Annotated in this window: 14 protein-coding genes and 1 pseudogene; 7 read left to right on the top strand and 8 right to left on the bottom strand. The window is 66.6% G+C overall.

What is annotated here, in order from left to right; all coding sequences use genetic code 11:
• Positions 1–4 precede the first annotated feature (4 nt).
• The gene (locus E3O67_RS07195) at positions 5–799 is read right to left on the bottom strand and encodes a haloacid dehalogenase type II (RefSeq protein WP_135102340.1); all 795 of its coding nucleotides are present in this window, start codon (positions 797–799) and stop codon (positions 5–7) included.
• Between the two features lie 240 nt (positions 800–1,039).
• On the opposite strand from E3O67_RS07195, the gene E3O67_RS07190 reads away from it, so the two are divergent.
• Both E3O67_RS07190 and E3O67_RS07185 read left to right on the top strand, forming a co-directional pair.
• Positions 1,040–2,653 (top strand): isocitrate lyase, encoded by a 1,614-nt coding sequence (locus E3O67_RS07190; RefSeq protein ID WP_134429983.1) that lies wholly within the window; start codon positions 1,040–1,042, stop codon positions 2,651–2,653.
• Between the two features lie 715 nt (positions 2,654–3,368).
• A complete protein-coding gene (locus E3O67_RS07185; RefSeq protein ID WP_134429981.1) occupies positions 3,369–3,587 on the top strand; it encodes a hypothetical protein in 219 nt (72 codons plus the stop codon).
• On the opposite strand, the gene E3O67_RS07180 is transcribed toward E3O67_RS07185, so the two are convergent.
• Entirely contained in the window at positions 3,588–3,950 is a 363-nt protein-coding gene (locus E3O67_RS07180) for a MerR family transcriptional regulator (protein WP_135102347.1), read from the bottom strand.
• 219 nt (positions 3,951–4,169) lie between these two features.
• Between E3O67_RS07180 and E3O67_RS07175 the strand changes: the two genes are divergently transcribed.
• The gene (locus E3O67_RS07175; RefSeq protein WP_135102339.1) at positions 4,170–5,690 is read left to right on the top strand and encodes a SulP family inorganic anion transporter; all 1,521 of its coding nucleotides are present in this window, start codon (positions 4,170–4,172) and stop codon (positions 5,688–5,690) included.
• Between the two features lie 212 nt (positions 5,691–5,902).
• On the opposite strand, the gene E3O67_RS07170 is transcribed toward E3O67_RS07175, so the two are convergent.
• Positions 5,903–6,076: a CsbD family protein gene (locus tag E3O67_RS07170; protein ID WP_134429975.1), complete on the bottom strand. Its 174-nt coding sequence runs from the start codon at positions 6,074–6,076 to the stop codon at positions 5,903–5,905.
• A gap of 246 nt (positions 6,077–6,322) precedes the next feature.
• Here E3O67_RS07170 and E3O67_RS07165 point away from each other — a divergent pair, with 246 nt between their 5' ends.
• Positions 6,323–6,856: a hypothetical protein gene (locus E3O67_RS07165; RefSeq protein WP_134429972.1), complete on the top strand. Its 534-nt coding sequence runs from the start codon at positions 6,323–6,325 to the stop codon at positions 6,854–6,856.
• 14 nt (positions 6,857–6,870) lie between these two features.
• Here the strand turns inward: E3O67_RS07165 and E3O67_RS07160 are convergent, their stop codons facing one another.
• Entirely contained in the window at positions 6,871–7,368 is a 498-nt protein-coding gene (locus tag E3O67_RS07160) for an SRPBCC domain-containing protein (protein ID WP_135102338.1), read from the bottom strand.
• Positions 7,369–7,513: 145 nt separating this feature from the next.
• On the opposite strand from E3O67_RS07160, the pseudogene E3O67_RS07155 reads away from it, so the two are divergent.
• Positions 7,514–7,987: pseudogene (locus tag E3O67_RS07155) on the top strand (polyphosphate kinase 2); the annotation flags it as partial.
• Positions 7,988–8,100: 113 nt separating this feature from the next.
• Positions 8,101–8,886: a sulfite exporter TauE/SafE family protein gene (locus tag E3O67_RS07150; RefSeq protein WP_198418963.1), complete on the top strand. Its 786-nt coding sequence runs from the start codon at positions 8,101–8,103 to the stop codon at positions 8,884–8,886.
• A gap of 65 nt (positions 8,887–8,951) precedes the next feature.
• On the opposite strand, the gene E3O67_RS07145 is transcribed toward E3O67_RS07150, so the two are convergent.
• From E3O67_RS07145 to E3O67_RS07135, 3 genes are all read right to left on the bottom strand, one after another.
• Positions 8,952–10,325 carry an NAD-dependent succinate-semialdehyde dehydrogenase gene (locus E3O67_RS07145; protein WP_134429961.1) on the bottom strand — a complete coding sequence of 458 codons (1,374 nt, stop codon included), beginning with the start codon at positions 10,323–10,325 and terminating at the stop codon, positions 8,952–8,954.
• 161 nt (positions 10,326–10,486) lie between these two features.
• On the bottom strand, positions 10,487–11,212 hold the full coding sequence (locus E3O67_RS07140) for a CoA pyrophosphatase (RefSeq protein WP_134429958.1): 726 nt from the start codon (positions 11,210–11,212) through the stop codon (positions 10,487–10,489).
• A gap of 10 nt (positions 11,213–11,222) precedes the next feature.
• Entirely contained in the window at positions 11,223–14,405 is a 3,183-nt protein-coding gene (locus E3O67_RS07135) for an aminotransferase class III-fold pyridoxal phosphate-dependent enzyme (protein ID WP_135102335.1), read from the bottom strand.
• A gap of 211 nt (positions 14,406–14,616) precedes the next feature.
• Between E3O67_RS07135 and E3O67_RS07130 the strand changes: the two genes are divergently transcribed.
• The gene (locus E3O67_RS07130) at positions 14,617–15,465 is read left to right on the top strand and encodes a Cof-type HAD-IIB family hydrolase (protein WP_241979254.1); all 849 of its coding nucleotides are present in this window, start codon (positions 14,617–14,619) and stop codon (positions 15,463–15,465) included.
• 60 nt (positions 15,466–15,525) lie between these two features.
• On the opposite strand, the gene E3O67_RS17240 is transcribed toward E3O67_RS07130, so the two are convergent.
• A partial coding sequence (locus tag E3O67_RS17240) for a hypothetical protein (protein WP_206750561.1) occupies positions 15,526–15,823 on the bottom strand: 298 nt, incomplete at its 5' end.

Here is a 15,823-nt window from a genome sequence, read left to right as displayed (position 1 = left end):
TTCGTTAGGGGCGGGGGTTCGGACGGGGCACGGGATGGGGAGCGGGAGCGGGGACAGTATGGGGAGCAGCAGCAGGAGGAGGAGGAGCAGCAGCAGGAGCAGCAGCAGGAGCAGCAGGCCGACGGGCAGGCCCGAGCCTGGGGGCCAGTTCGTCGAGGGCGGTGATGGTGTGGTCCGGTGCCACGAAGAAGCTGGGGTAGCTCTCGCCGGTGCGGTTCAGCCACGCGGTCTGGAGGCCCGCCCGGGCGGCGCCGTGGATGTCCCAGGGGTGCACGGCGACCAGGAGCAGGTCAGACGGCTGCACCCCGCAGGCATCCGCGGCGTAGTCGTAGGCGGACCGCACCGGCTTCCACGCCGGGGCGTCTTCCACCGTGAGCAGAGCCTCGAAGTCACCCCGGAGACCCGCCCTGGTTAGCAGGGACTCGGCCACCTGCGCGGATCCGTTGGAGAAGGTCACGAGGCGTAACCCCGCTTGCTTCAGCTTGAGGATGCCGTCGGCAATGTCCGGATGCACGCTCAACGTTTCGAAGCCGTCCATCACATGGCGCACCGCGTCGTCCCGGCTGCGGGTCAGGGAGACATCGCGCAGTACCCCCTGCAGAATCTCGGTGCCGATCGCCGAGAACTTCCCGGTTCCGCCGGCGGCGGCGAGAGCGAAGCCGTCCCGCAGCAGCGAGGCGAACCAGACCTGGGCCAGGTAGGCAGGGGCACCGACCTCCACGAACCGGGCACTCAGCGGGGACATATCGGAGAGGGTCTCGTTGACGTCGAAAACGATCACGGAGGGCGTGCGGGTCATGGCTGGTTCCTTTGGTCGGTGGAGCAGATCGGTGGAGCAGATCGTGGAGCAGGTCGGTGGAGCAGGTCGGGATTTCTTCTCAAACGAAGAAGAACCGCAAAAGTTCTGTCTCGAATCCTTCAGAAGACCACTTGATCTTGCAGCAGTCTTCATACAGCAGCCGATACAGGTCCGCTGGAACAGCCGTCCAAGCCTCTGCACAACTCAAGCTCTGCACAATTCAACGTCGAAGGAATGCACATGACTATCTATCAAGACGATACCCAGGCTGTCGAAGCTCTCAAGAACGCAGCCGGAAGCAGTTGGGACGCGATCAACCCGGAGTCGGTCGCCCGCATGCGCGCACAGAACCGCTTCAAGACCGGCCTCGAAATCGCGCAGTACACCGCCGACATCATGCGCAAGGACATGGCGGAGTACGACGCTGACTCCTCCGTCTACACGCAGTCCCTCGGGGTCTGGCACGGGTTCATCGGCCAGCAGAAGATGATCTCCATCAAGAAGCACCTGAAGACCACGAACAAACGCTACCTGTACCTGTCCGGTTGGATGGTCGCCGCCCTGCGGAGCGACTTCGGCCCGCTCCCCGACCAGTCCATGCACGAGAAGACGGCCGTTCCCGCGCTGGTCGAGGAGCTCTACACCTTCCTCCGCCAGGCCGACGCCCGCGAGCTCGACCTGCTGTTCACGGCCCTGGACGGTGCCCGCACCGCCGGAAACGACGCCAAGGCAGCGGACATCCAGAACCAGATCGACAACTACGAGACCCACGTCGTGCCGATCATCGCGGACATCGACGCCGGGTTCGGCAACCCCGAGGCGACATACCTCCTGGCCAAGAAGATGATCGAGGCCGGTGCCTGCGCCATCCAGATCGAAAACCAGGTCTCGGACGAGAAGCAGTGCGGTCACCAGGACGGCAAGGTCACCGTCCCCCACGAAGACTTCATCGCGAAGATCAACGCCGTGCGGTACGCGTTCCTCGAGCTCGGGATCGACAACGGCATCATCGTCTCGCGCACCGACTCGCTCGGTGCCGGCCTGACGCAGAAGCTCGCCGTGACCTACCAGCCCGGAGACCTCGGCGACCAGTACAACGCCTTCCTCGACGTCGACGAGATCACCGAAGCCGAGCTCGGCAACGGAGACGTCGTCATCAAGCGCGACGGCAAGCTGCTGCGCCCCAAGCGCCTCGCGAGCAACCTGTTCCAGTTCCGTCAGGGCACCGGTGAGGCCCGCTGCGTGCTCGACAGCATCACCTCGCTGCAGAACGGCGCGGACCTGCTCTGGATCGAGACGGAGAAGCCGCACGTCGCCCAGATCGCCGGGATGATGCACGAGGTACGCAAGGTCATCCCGAACGCCAAGCTGGTCTACAACAACAGCCCGTCGTTCAACTGGACCCTCAACTTCCGTCAGCAGGCGTACGACAACATGCTCGCGGAGGGCAAGGACGTGTCGGCCTACGACCGAGCCAAGCTCATGAGCGTCACCTATGACGAAACCGAGCTCGCCCAGATCGCCGACGAGAGCATCCGCACCTTCCAGCGCGACGGCTCGGCTGAGGCCGGCATCTTCCACCACCTCATCACCCTGCCGACGTACCACACGGCCGCGCTGTCCACCGATGACCTGGCCAAGGGCTACTTCGCCGACCAGGGCATGCTCGCCTATGTGAAGGGCGTGCAGCGGCGCGAGATTCGCGAGGGGATCGCCACGGTCAAGCACCAGAACATGTCCGGCTCCGACATCGGTGACAACCACAAGGAGTATTTCGCCGGCGAGGCGGCACTGAAGGCCGGCGGCACCAACAACACGATGAACCAGTTCGAGGAACCGGCGCTGAGCCACTAGGCACTGAGCCACTAGGCACTAGGCACTAGGCACTAGGCACTAGGCACTAGGCACTGAGCCACTCTGCACTGAGCCACTGATCCGAGTTCTGCAGAGGTCGTAGCGACGAAGCCCCAGTCGAAGGACTGGGGCTTCGTCGTCGTTGCGATGAACGGATGCCCGCGCCGGCCCGGTTGCGCCTCCCGTCGGATCCCAGCAGGCTCTGGGCATGACCCTCCACCGTGACCGTCAGGCAGAGATCGTGCACATCCTCTCCCGCAGCGGATTCCACTTGCTCGCCGCCCATTCGGACCTGACGAGGCGCCTGCCGCTGCCGGGTTTCCTCGACCCGCTCACACGGGAGCGCTGCACGTCAAAGAGGTCCTCAACTCCCCCGAGATCATTCGGCGCGCGCTTCAGGAACTCGGCCCGACCTTCGTCAAGCTCGACCAGATCCTGTCCTGGGCTCGTTCATCGCCATCGACGCGCGACTGGCCCAGGTGCGGCTGAACCTGATTCGGTGACATCGCGGCCGGCTTCCTGATGAACGTTCGCCCGGTCGGTGAGGTCCACTTCAGGTTGCCGGCCGGCCGGTGCACGTAGATGAGGAGATTTTCGGGACATGCCGGTTCTGACNGCACGTAGATGAGGAGATTTTCGGGACATGCCGGTTCTGACGCCTGGGGTGACCCAGTGTTTCCGGACAGTCCTCCTGAATTCAGGATTGGATAGACAAATGGAACACGAGAAACACAAGCACTTCAGCCCGGAGTTTCGGGCTGCCGCGGTGGCCCGCGTCGCCATCGTGGGCATGAACGGGGCCAGCACGAAGATACACACCCGGCCGGCCGGGAACCTCGGCGGGGAGCAATTGTGGCGCACTGTCTCGGCTCACCAGGCCCCTGCGGAACAGGCCCGACCCCTGCGGGACAGGCCGGACCCCTGCGGGACCTGACTACTGGCGACGCAGCAGGTCCAGGAACTCGTCCGCCATGTTCAGCTGTACCTGCAGCTTTTCCCGCCGTTCGACGGCCTGACCGATGAACCGGCCCAGTTCGTCACGCACCTCCGGGTTGTCCGAGCCTGATTCCCCGCCCTGGAGCGTGTCGATGACCTTCAACAGGTCGATCATCGCGTCGAGCGAGAACCCGAGCGGTTTCATCCGGCGAATCAGGATCAGCCGCGAGAGATCCTCCTGCGTGTACAGCCGGAACCCGCCTTCGGTGCGACCGGACGCCTTGAGCAGGCCGATTTCGTCGTAGTGACGAATCGTGCGCAATGACAATCCGGTCTTCTCGGCCAGCTCGCCAATGTGCATCGTGCCCGTCGCAGCATCCACGGTTATCCCCGATCTTTCTTTCGTCGACTAACACCCAACCCTAACGTTAGGGTAGTGTTTCGGGTGGCGGCTGACATCAGACTGTGAGCCCACCCCCCATTGTCGTCTGTGGCAGTGCCGGCGTGCGCATCGCGGCGCCCCTCCCCTCTCTTCTTTCCCATCCCGGTTTCTCGTTGAGACCCCCTCGTTGGAGGCCCCATGGCTATTCTGCAAAAAACACCCGTGCCCGATCGTTATCAGGCCGAACCGACGGTGATGACCGCGTTGCGCACACCGCGCATCCTCACCCGGGAAGTGCTGGCCGGCCTCGTCGTGGCGATAGCACTCATCCCCGAGGCCATCGCGTTTTCCATCATCGCCGGCGTCGACCCGCGCGTCGGCCTCTTCTCGTCGTTCGTCATGGCCGTGTCCATCTCATTCCTGGGCGGTCGACCCGCGATGATCACCGCCGCCACCGGCGCCATCGCTCTCGTCATCGCCCCGGTCGCCCGTGATTACGGCATGGACTACTTCATCGCCACGGTCATCCTCGCCGGCCTCTTCCAGATCGTCCTGGCCGTGATCGGCGTGGCCAAGATCATGCGGTTCATCCCGCGCAGCGTCATGGTCGGATTCGTGAATGCCCTGGCCATCCTGATCTTCACGGCCCAGCTGCCGCAGCTGCTCGACGTGCCGTTCATGGTCTACCCGATCGTCGCGGCCGGCCTCATCATCATGATCGTGATGCCGCGCATCACGAAGGTCGTTCCCGCACCACTGGTGGCGATCGTCGTGCTCACCATCGCCACCGTCGTCATCGCGATCAACGTGCCGACCATCGGCGATCAGGGTGACCTGCCCCAGAGCCTGCCCGAACTGTTTGTCCCGAACGTGCCGCTGACCTGGGAGACCTTCACGATCATCGCGCCGTTCTCGCTCGGCATGGCCATGGTCGGCATTCTCGAGTCGTTGATGGCCGCAAAGATCGTCGATGAAGTCACCGACACCCACTCGCACAAGACCCGCGAGACCTGGGGCCAGGGGGTCTCGAACATGCTCTCCGGGTTCTTCGGCGGCATGGGCGGATGCGCCATGATCGGCCAGACCATGATTAACGTGAAGGCCTCCGGCGCCCGCACCCGCATCTCCACGTTCCTGGCCGGCATCTTCCTGCTGGTCCTGGTCCTGGGGCTCGGCGACCTGCTGGCCGTCGTTCCGATGGCAGCCCTGGTGTCGGTCATGATCATCGTGTCCTACCTCACCTTCGACTGGCACAGCATCCGTTGGAGCACCCTCAAGCGCATGCCGAAGAGCGAAACGACCGTCATGGTCTCGACCGTGATCGTGATCGTGTTAACCCATAACCTGGCCATCGGCGTTCTCGTGGGTGTCATCGTCGCCATGGTCGCCTTCGCCCGCCGCGTCGCCCACTTCGTGAATGTGGAGCGTACCCTCCCCGAGGACGAACACGGTCCCACCGCCTGCTACACCGTCACCGGGGCCCTGTTCTTCGCCTCCAGCAACGATCTCACCACCCAGTTCGAGTATGCGGACGACCCGGACCGCGTCGTGATCGACGTGTCGAACTCGCACATCTGGGATGCCTCGACCGTGGCCACACTCGACGCGATCACCAACAAGTACGAGCGCCACGGCAAGCGCGTCGTCATCGTGGGCATGAACGAGGCCAGCTCGATGATGCACACCCGCCTGGCCGGGAATCTCGGCGGCGCTCACTAGCAGCTGAGCTCCCCCGCCCGGCGCCCTACAATCCTGCGGTGAGCCCCACGGCGAGCGGAGCCGTCGGCTTGCCGGTGAGGCGAGCGAGGTCGCGGGCGGTGGCCACGATGCCGGCGGGAGCGCCGCGTTGCTTCCCCCTCACCCATCCCCCGCCCACAAACGGATGGCGCGGCAACCCCTGGGGGCGCCGCGCCATCCATTGATGTGACCTTCTAGCGCTTGAAGACGTCCTTGACGTTCTCGCCGGCCTTCTTGGCGCTGGCGGACTTCTGCTCGGCCCGGCCCTCGGCGACCTTGGAGTCGTCGTTGGTCGCCTTGCCTACCGTCTCGGTGGCCTTGCCCTTGAGGTCTTCAGCGGCGTTCTGGATCTTGTCGGATGCACTCATTGGACTCTCGATTCTCGTCGATGTTGTGGAAGCGGCAATCGCACGTGGGTTTGCGGGTCGCCGTAGGACTTACACCCCTTAGACGCACGCTTGACCGAGTTCGTCACGCGTGCACGCGAAATCGCGTGACCCGAATCAGCACGGTGCAGGATCGTGTTCAGTCTGCGTCCGAGCGGAGCACGACCCCGGTCTCCGGTTCAGAGTCCTCCCCAGCTCGCCCGACTATGCTGATCGCGGCGGCAGCGGGTGGCCAATGTGGAAGTGGCGGTGGCGGTGAAGGCTTCGGGATTCGACCTGGATGCCCGGTTGCGGCGCTATCCCTGGGTCTCGCGGGCCTTGAACGCGGAGGCCGTGTACGGCACCGTGCTGACGGCGGGTCTCATTTCCGCATTCTCCCTGTACAACCCCGGTCTCCCGGCCCTCATCGCCCGCACCGTGGGAACCGTCCTGGTGTTCTGGGGCGCGCATGTGTACGCCGAGATCGTCGGCAACCGGGAGATGAGCTGGCGGGAGGCGGTCCGTGAGGCACTGCAACGCTCAGGCGGGTTGCTATGGGCGCTTATCGTGCCGGTAGCCTGCCTGATCGTCGCCGCATTCCTCGGATGGTCGATGAATGCGGCCGTGGACCTCTCACTGTGGGCTGCTGTCGTCACTCTCGCGGTGCTGGGGTGGTGGGCTGCCCGCCAACGGCAGGCCGGTGTACTCGCAAAGCTCGCCACCGCGGCCGGCACGGCGGGCATGGGCCTGGCCCTGATCGCGCTGAAGACGCTGGTGCACTGAGCGCGGCGCGCCGGTCAAACGCTGTCGTCCTCGGCGAGCATGGTGTCGATCTGCCCCATGGCATCACGCATGCCCTCCTCCATGCCCATCTCGGCCATCTGCTCCATCTGCTCTCGACTTTGAAACGTCGACTCCGTGGTCATTCGGGTGCGGCCCTCGACGTCCTCCAGGGTCATGACGGCCAGAATCGAGCCCATTTCGGGAATCGGGTCGCCGTGCTCGTCGGCGAAGCCGTCCTCGAACTCTAACCGGCGCGGCGGCTGGATCAGCGTGGTCACCCACCAGCCGGGCCCCTTCTCCCCCTCCGGGCCGGTCATGTAGTAGTTGGACCGGCCGCCGGGCACGAAATCGTGCCGTTCGAAGGTGGCCGGCCAGGTCGGCGGGCCCCACCAGCGCTCGAGCTGGCGCGGGTCGGCCCAGACCTGCCACACGCGCTCCGGGCTCGCGTTGAAATCGGCCACGAATGTGAGGGTGAGGGCTTCTCTGTCGGTGTTCGAAGTGATGACGGTCATGGTTTCTCCTTCGTGCTCTTCGTTTCCTGGTCTCAGAACAGGATGTCGCTGATTCCCTCCGTGGTGAATACCCCCCTGTGTATAAAAGTAGGGTCAGGGCGAAGGCCGTCTCCCTCCGCTTCTACCTGAGGGCCGCAGCTGGTACAACCGCGCGGGCGTGGAGCGGGTGATGGACTTCTGCACGCCGGACCAGACCGAGCACTTCCTGCGGATGACGCCGCTGGTCGAGCAGGCGATGGTCGACTCCGGAATCATCCTGATCAAGTACTGGCTCGAGGTCGGCGAGGACGAGCAGACCCGGCGGCTCGAAAACCGGATCAACGATCCGCGCAACATGTGGAAGCTCTCGCCGATGGACCTCGAGTCCTACGGCCGCTGGTATGCCTACGCGCGGGCCAGGGACGCCATGTTCGCCGCGACCGACACCGCCTGGGCGCCCTGGTACGTCGCCCACACCGACGACAAGAAGCGGGGCCGCCTCAACATCATCCGCCACCTGCTCAGCCAGGTTCCCTCTGAGCCGTTCGCCGGAATCGACGTCAAACTCCCCGAACGTCAGAAGCGCGAGAACTATCGCGAGCCGAAGCTGACGGTGCGCCAGATTCCGACCCCGTTCTGACAACCGGAGCACACAGTGCACGGAAGACCCGGTCCTGAATGCGTCTGCCCCTGTGCCGGCCGCCGCCTGAACTAGCCTTGGGGTGCACGGTCCAACGGCGGGTGGGGGTAGAAGTGACATTTCTCGAGGGTGCGATCATCCTGATCGCCGGGCTGGCCGCGGGGGTCATCAACGTGGTCGCCGGCGCCGGAACACTCATCACCTTTCCCATTCTCTTGGCGCTGGGCGTGCCACCGATCACGGCGAACGTGTCCAATACCGTGGGTCTGATCCCTGCCTCCGTCGCCGGCGCTTACGGGTACCGACGCGAGTTGCGGACCCAGTGGCGCCCCGTGGCCACGATGGCGCTCTTCTCCGCCGTGGGCGGAATCGTCGGCGGCCTGCTCCTGCTCACCCTGCCCGAAGAGGCGTTCGCCGGCGTCGTTCCCTTTCTGCTGCTGCTGGCCGCGCTGCTCTCGGCGATCCAGCCCAAGGTGGCCGGCTTCGTGCGGCGTAAGGCACCGGCTGCTCCCGCCGGCGCGCTGCTGACCCGAACGGATACGCGTCCCCTGACCCTCGGGCTCAGCCTCGGGGTGCTCGCCATGGGCGTGTACGGCGGGTATTTCGGGGCCGCCCAGGGGGTCGTGCTTCTTGCGCTGCTGGGCATCCTCTGGTCCACGGACATGCACCGGGCCAACGGAGCGAAGAACGTGCTGGCCGGGGTCGCGAACATCGTCTCGGCGGTCATCTTCATCTCCAGCGGAACCGTGGACTGGAGAATCGCGCTCCTGATCGGTATCGGCTCAGCGGCGGGAGGCTGGCTGGGCGCCCGCGTCGGCCGGAAGCTCTCCGCACCGGTCCTGCGCACCATCCTGGTCGTGGTCGCTGTGACCGCCGCCGGGGTGCTCTTCCTGGGCTAGCAGGCGGGTGGCGCGCCACCGTCCGGGACAGTGGCGCGCCAGCGCATGCTACGTGAGAACGCGTGCTATTTGAGAATGCGGATGAGCTTCTTGTTGGCGAACTCGGCGATGCCGAAGCGACCCAGTTCGCGCCCGAAACCGGACCGCTTCACTCCACCGAAGGGAAGCTCGGCACCGTCGAGGAGCGAGCCGTTGATGAACACCATCCCGGCTTCGATCTGGTCCGCAACCCGCAGGGCCTGCTCCGGGTCGGTGGTGAAGAGGTAGGAACCCAGACCGTACGGGATATCGTTGGCGATCTGCACGGCCTCGGCCTCATCCGCCACGCGATAGATGGCGGCGACGGGGCCGAAGAACTCCTCCCGGTAGGCGTCGCTCTGCGGGGACACGTCGGTGAGGACCGTCGGCGAGAAGAATGCTCCCTTGCGTTGCCCGCGGGCGTGGACGGTCGCACCCTGGGCCTCGGCGCGCTGGAGCTGTTCTTCGAGCCCCTCGGCGGCGCCGAGGGAGGACAGCGGGCCCAGCGTGGTGTCCGGCGACAGCGGGTCTCCCGGAACGTTGCCGGTGATCTTCGCCGTGAAGCTCTCCACGAAGGCGTCGTACAGCTCTTCGATCACGATGAAGCGCTTGGCCGCGTTGCAGGACTGGCCAGAGTTGTCCAGACGGGCATCCACGGCCGCGTCGACGGCCTCGTCCATGTTGTCCGTGCTGAGAACGATGAACGGGTCGGATCCGCCGAGTTCGAGCACGACCTTCTTGAGGTTGCGTCCGGCGACCTCGGCGACCGCCGCACCCGCACCTTCAGAACCGGTCAGTGAGACGCCGCAGACCCGCGGGTCCGGAATGATGATGTCGGCGATCTGAGCGCTGGAGGCGTAGAGGTTGCGGTAGGCGCCCACGGGGAAACCGGCATCCGTGAAGATCTGCTCGATGGCGGCGGAGGACTCGGGGCACTGCGAGGCGTGCTTGAGCAGGATCGTGTTGCCGAGCACCAGGTTCGGGCCGGCGAAGCGGGCGACCTGGTAGTAGGGGAAGTTCCACGGCATGACCCCGAGGAGCACTCCGAGCGAGGCGTTGCGGATGAACGCCGAGCCTTCCCCGGCGAGCAGTTCGATCGGTTCGTCGGCGAGGAAGGCCTCGCCGTGCGTCGCGTAGTACGCGTAGATGTCGGCGGCGAAGTCGACCTCGCCGAGGGCCTGCTCGACGGGCTTGCCCATCTCGCGCACGATCAGCTCGGCCAGGTGCTCGCGCCGCTCGGTGTGCAGGTCCGCGACGCGCTGCATGAGGGCAGCGCGTTCGGCCACCGACGTGCGGCGGGTGAACTCGCTGTGGGCACGGTCTGCGGCTCCGATCGCGTCGTTCACCTCGGCATCCGTTGTCAGACCGAAGCTCGGTCCGCTGGCCCCGGTGGCCGGGTTCGTGACTACGTACTTGCTCATTGTTTCTCCCAAGCTTTTCTTCGCTGATGCGGATCGAGAAGCGACCGCTTCGAAACGGGCGGTCGCACTCGTGTCGTTATAGTCTGCCGCTGTCAGGAGTTTTGGGAAGCCAATCGCCTGTTTTTTCTCGGACCTGCCCGGCGTCTGGCGCCGGTTCTCGGTCAACTGTCGGGCTGCACGACCCGGTCCGCGTCCCAGGGCGTGGCCCAGTGCAGCTCCTCGAACATTCGCGACAGCACGATGGCCGTGAACCCCCAGACCAGCTTGCCGTCGACCGTGAACGCGGGCGCCCGGAAGGTATGGTTGCCGAACGAGTGCGCCGTGCTCACCCGGTTGGCCGGGTCGAGCAAATCGGCCACGGGCATCCGGAACACCTCGAGGGTTTCGTCGTGATCGATGGCGGCCACCTGGGACGGGCGCGTCCACCAGGCCGGCACGGGCGTGACGAGGTGATTGCTCACGGGCACCGCCAGCGACGGCAGCGTGCCGAGCGGTTCGAGCCCGGCCGGGTCGAGCCCGGTCTCCTCGACGGCCTCGCGCAGCGCCGCCGCGATCGGGCCGGCGTCGCCGTCCTCGAGCCGGCCGCCCGGGAAGGCGATCTGCCCTGGATGACTGCCGAGCGTCGCGGCCCGGCGCAGCAGGAGCACATCCAGGTCCCGGCTCACGTGCCCGCTCCCGAGTTGTGGAGTGTGAGCCGTCGCCTGAGCCGGCGCGACAACCCGGGCAGGCGCGGCGTCGAGAACGCCGAAGAGCACGAGCACGGCGGCACGGCGGGCGCGGGGCGAGTCCGGCAGCACCCGGGACAGGTCGGTGTGCCAGTCGAGGCCGCGCGCGCAGAGCGCCGCGATTTCGTCGCGAGGGTGCTCAAGACGAGAGTGATCAGGCACGCCGTGCACGTTACCAGCCGCCCTGCAGCACCTCGTCGAGCCGGTCCACGAAGAAGTCCGCGCTCTCCCGGCTCAGGCACAGGGGCGGCTTGATCTTCAGCACGTTCTGCCGCTCCGAGGCGGGCTGCACGATCACGCCCAGTTCCAGCATCCGTTCGCAGATGGCGGCGGTCTCGCTGGTCGCCGGCTCCCGGGTGTCCCGGTCGCGCACGAGTTCGACCCCCTGGTAGAGGCCCATGCCGTGCACCTTGCCGATCATCGGATGCCGCGCCGCGAGTTCCGCGAGCCGGCCCGCCAGGTGTCGGCCGACGGCATCCGCATTCTGCTGCAGCGCTTCGTCCCGGATCACGTCGAGCACGGCCAGGCCCGCGACGCAGCTGACCGGGCTGCCGCCGGCCGAGGAGAAGAAGTTGCCCTCGCGGGCCAGAGATTCGGCGATGTCCCGGCGGGTGAGCACCGCACCGAGCGGGTAGCCGTTACCCATGGCCTTGGCCACGGTGATGATATCGGGCACGACCCCCTGCTGCGCCGAACCCCAGAAATGGCTGCCCAGACGCCCGTAGCCGACCTGAACCTCGTCGGCGATGCACAGACCGCCGCGGGCGCGGATGTGCTCGTAGACCCGGGAGAGGTAGCCTGCCGGGGGCACGATGCCGCCGGCATTGCCCAGCACGGGTTCAGAGATGAAGGCGGCCAGGTCGACCCCCGGGCCGCTCGGATCGTCCAGCAGCCGGGCCAGATCGGCCGCGTATTCCGCCGCCGCCCCGGCGCCTCGGTGCGTGCCGCGATACGCGTTGGGGACATCCGCGATGTGCACCCAGCCGGGCCGGGAGGCCGCCGCGTAGGGGTTGTCGAAGGCCGAGGTCGACACCGCGTCGGAGGCCATGGTCCAGCCGTGGTAACCCTCGCGCAGAGCGACGACGTTGCCGCGGCCGGTGTGGATCCGGGCCAGGCGCAGGGCCAGGTCCACGGCCTCGCTGCCGCTGTTGACCAGCAGCACGGTGTCGAGGGACGGGTCAGGCGATTTCTCGACGATGCGTTCGCAGAGGTCGGCGAGCGCCGAGTAGAGGAACCGGGAGTTCGTGTTCAGCAGCGCCAGCTGGTCGCTCACGGCCCGGGTGAACCGGGGGTGGCTGTGCCCGATCACCGCGACGTTGTTGACCATGTCAACGTAGGAACGCCCCCGGGTGTCGATCAAAAGGTCCCGCCAACCGCGTTCGATCTGCGGCGGCCGTTCGTAGTACTTCTCCTGCGCCGCGGCCATCACGGCGCCGCGCCGGGTCAGTTCGGTTGCCGGATCGGCGACGGATGCCTGCGGCGCCAATCCGAGCAATCGCGCCGGGTCCGGGGCCATGCCCGCCCACGCGACGGCCAGAGAGCCCCGGGTGAAGTGCGGGGGAAGCAGCCCCGGGCGGGCCACCTCCTGCACGGTCACGCGGGCGACCGGCGTGTCACTGGTCGGCGTGTTTCTGTCCGGCGTGCCAGTGCTCGGCGTGATTCTGTTCTGCGTGTCGCTGTTCTGCGTGTCGCTGTTCTGCGTGTCGCTGTTCTGCGTGTCGCTGTTATGCGTGTCGCTGTTCTGCGTGTCGCTGTTATGCGTGTCGGGGATCGGTCTCGCGACCCCGAGGAGCACCCCCGCGGCGACCGATATCCCCGGCGAGAGGCTCGACGTGATCCCGCCGATGCGTAGCTCGCCGGCGGCCAGGGTCAGGACCAGGCTGTCCGGGCCGACCTCGGCGACCACGGCGTGCGCGGGCGCGACGATCTCCGACTCGGCAGCCAGGAAGACCTCGGTGAACAGGGCGAAGGTGTCGGGTTCCCGACGTGCGAGCGGCTCGGTTCGGGTCAGCCGGAACTGGCCGTACGGGGCGACGGCGGCGCTGCGCCGGGCGAGAGCGGCACTCGTCAGCTGCAGCTCGGCATCCGTTTGCTGCCACAGACCGTCGGCCAGAGCCGGGCTGGTCACGGAGAAGTCGAGCATCTCGTAGTCGCCGCCCATCAGTGCGGGGATCATCGGCACGATCGCCTCGGCCGGCACGTTCCTATCAGGCGCACCCCGGTCAGGCGCATCCCGGCCGAGCGCATCCCGGCCCAGCGCACCCCGGCCGAGCGCCTGCCGGATGGCCGCCTCCGCTTCCTCCCAGCCGATCGCGCTGGCCGCGGCGAACACCCGCCACTCCGCGTCCATCCGGTGCCGGGCGTAGTCGTTGTGCGCGTCAATCTGCACCTGCTGCTCACCGCTGGCCACCAGCACCGCCCCGCGCAGCACGATCAGCGGCCAGAGCGCGACGATCTCGTCATCGGTCAGAGGAACGACCTCGTCGAAGGCGACGATGGCCCCGAGCGCCGCCAGCGGGTTGTCCGGCAGATGGTGCAGAACGGAGGCCGCCGTGACCGCCAGTTCCGCCACCAACCATCCGGTGCCCAGGTCGCCGAAGTCGATCACTCCCTCGGGCAGGTGGTGGCCGTTCGACAGCACCCGGCAGATCACGTTGTCGTCAGTGATGTCGCCGTGGATCGTCTGCAGTCGAAGCGTGGGTATGACGGTCGCGAGGCGCGCGGCGGCGCTGTCGGCGATGGCCCTCAGCTGCTCCCGGGTCTCTTCTGCCGGCACCCAGTGCACGAGCAGGTCGATCACGGCCTTCGCGTTGCGCAGGTCCCACTGCAGAGTGCGGTCGAGGCCCTCCGCCGCGAAGTCATGCAGGTGCAGCGCGGTGGTGCCCGAGAGCCGGCCGAGCGCCCGGACCACGGGCGGGGCCAGGTAGCCCTGCGCCTCGAGCGACGGGCCCTCGAGGAAGGTGAGCAGCCGAACGGGGAGGCGGGCGGCATCCGTTGCCTGCCACTGCTGGCGGCTCGCACCGTTCAACCCGCGCACCGGCTTCGGCACCTGCATGCCGCGCTCGGCCAGAAACTCCATCACGGCGTCCTGCGCGGCCAGCTCCGTGGCGGAGAAGGCCGGGTTGTCGACCTTGAGCACGTAACGCTGCGCGCTGCTCCCCGCGGGGTGATCGGTGCCGGCCTCGGCGCCGGCGCCGAAACGGGTGCTGATCAAGAAGTTGCGGTCCTGCTGGCTACCGAGCTCGCGGGCCGTGCCCTCAAGGCCGAAGAGGGAGGCCGCCATCGACTCCGCATCCGCCGCGGTGATATCCGGGCGCACGAGCCCCTGGCCACTGAAGAAGTCAAAACCAGGCACGTCGACGCTCCTCGCAGATGATGCAATGAATCCTGCCAGTTTGGCACCAGGGTCGCTTGTTCTGTGCGCCCAACGCTCACTTCACGCGCAACTCGGAGCCCGGCGAGCAGGGGTGACATCATCAAGGGAGACAGCGTGGTCGTCTCAGCCCGAGGGACGCGAACAATCACTCTCGCTTCCCGGGAACGAACAACGACCGAAAGCCGCGGTAGTGGACCACCCAGCAGAGCCCTCCGACATCCGTCTCATCGTCTCAGACATGGATGGCACACTTCTCGATGACGACGGCAAGGTGCCCGCCGCGTTCTGGCCCCTTCTCGGTGACCTCCACCGGGCCGGGATCCTGTTCGTGCCCGCCAGCGGGCGCCAGTACCAGACCCTGCACGGCATCTTCGGCGAGCACGACGGACTCATCTACATCGCGGAGAACGGCACCAACGTCGTTCAGGACGGCGTCAGCATCGACCTCGAACCCGTGGAGCCCACGATCATCGCCCCCATCGTGGACTGGGTGCGCACGACGGCCGCGGCGGGCGCCGACCTGGGGCTCGTCGTGTGCGGCGCCCGGAGCGCCTACATCGAGCGCGGCGATGCGCACTTCGTCAGCCAGGTTCGCCAGTACTACGCAGCGGTCGAGGTCGTTGCGGATGTGCAAGCGGCCGCCCTCGACGACGTCATCTTGAAACTGGCGATCTACGACCCGGCCTTCGCCGAAACGCGCAGCGGGCCGGCGCTGCGCGGCCTCGGGCTTCCGTCGGAGATCGTGGTCTCGGGCCAGAACTGGGTCGATGTGATGCGCCAGGGAGCGAACAAGGGCCGGGCGCTGGAACGACTGCAGCAGCAGCTCGGAATCAGCCGGGCTCAGACGATGGCATTCGGCGACTACCTCAACGACGCCGAGATGCTCGATGCCGCCGGGCACTCCTATGCCATGGCCAACGGCCACCCGAGCATTCTGGCGCGCGCCATGAACATCGCGCCGCCCTGCTCGGAGGCTGGCGTGGTCCGCAGCATCCGCGCCGCCCTGCCGCACCTACAGGGCGAACCGGTGAGCGTCTGACCGCCTGACCCGTCTGACCGCCGGCGACTCCCCCGACTGGCTGCCTCGCTAGTTGGCTGGCTAGTTGGTTGGCTGGCTAGTTGGGTTGGCTAGTTGGCTAGTTGGCTGGAACGCTGGAACGTTGGAACGCTGGAACGCTGGAACGGTCCGAACGAATTCGACGGAGATTTTGCCGAAAACGAGCCCAAATCGGCCGGGCGAGCGCTCTCTCTTCAAAATCTCCGTCGAATTGGTTCGAACTGGCGCGGCACCCTCTGCGTCAAGCTGCTTGTGAGTCACTTCACAAGCAGTAGGAGGCAAGGGAATGTCGATCAGCCCGGGGTTCAACGCGGCGGAGATCCGCGAGTTCGTCCATGAG

The organism is Cryobacterium sp. TMT3-29-2, from assembly GCF_004564305.1.
Lineage (GTDB): Bacteria > Actinomycetota > Actinomycetes > Actinomycetales > Microbacteriaceae > Cryobacterium > Cryobacterium sinapicolor.
Note: the sequence above shows the minus strand (reverse complement) of the source record. Positions and strands in the feature narration are given on the sequence as shown.

What these genes read in the sequence shown, in the direction of transcription:
- E3O67_RS07145 (WP_134429961.1), bottom strand. Translation starts at nt 10,325, where the DNA reads ATGAGCAAGTACGTAGTCACGAACCCGGCCACCGGGGCCAGCGGACCG.
- E3O67_RS07195 (WP_135102340.1), bottom strand. Translation starts at nt 799, where the DNA reads ATGACCCGCACGCCCTCCGTGATCGTTTTCGACGTCAACGAGACCCTC.
- E3O67_RS07185 (WP_134429981.1), top strand. Translation starts at nt 3,369, where the DNA reads ATGGAACACGAGAAACACAAGCACTTCAGCCCGGAGTTTCGGGCTGCC.
- E3O67_RS07170 (WP_134429975.1), bottom strand. Translation starts at nt 6,076, where the DNA reads ATGAGTGCATCCGACAAGATCCAGAACGCCGCTGAAGACCTCAAGGGC.
- E3O67_RS07190 (WP_134429983.1), top strand. Translation starts at nt 1,040, where the DNA reads ATGACTATCTATCAAGACGATACCCAGGCTGTCGAAGCTCTCAAGAAC.
- E3O67_RS07160 (WP_135102338.1), bottom strand. Translation starts at nt 7,368, where the DNA reads ATGACCGTCATCACTTCGAACACCGACAGAGAAGCCCTCACCCTCACA.
- E3O67_RS07175 (WP_135102339.1), top strand. Translation starts at nt 4,170, where the DNA reads ATGGCTATTCTGCAAAAAACACCCGTGCCCGATCGTTATCAGGCCGAA.
- E3O67_RS07180 (WP_135102347.1), bottom strand. Translation starts at nt 3,950, where the DNA reads ATGCACATTGGCGAGCTGGCCGAGAAGACCGGATTGTCATTGCGCACG.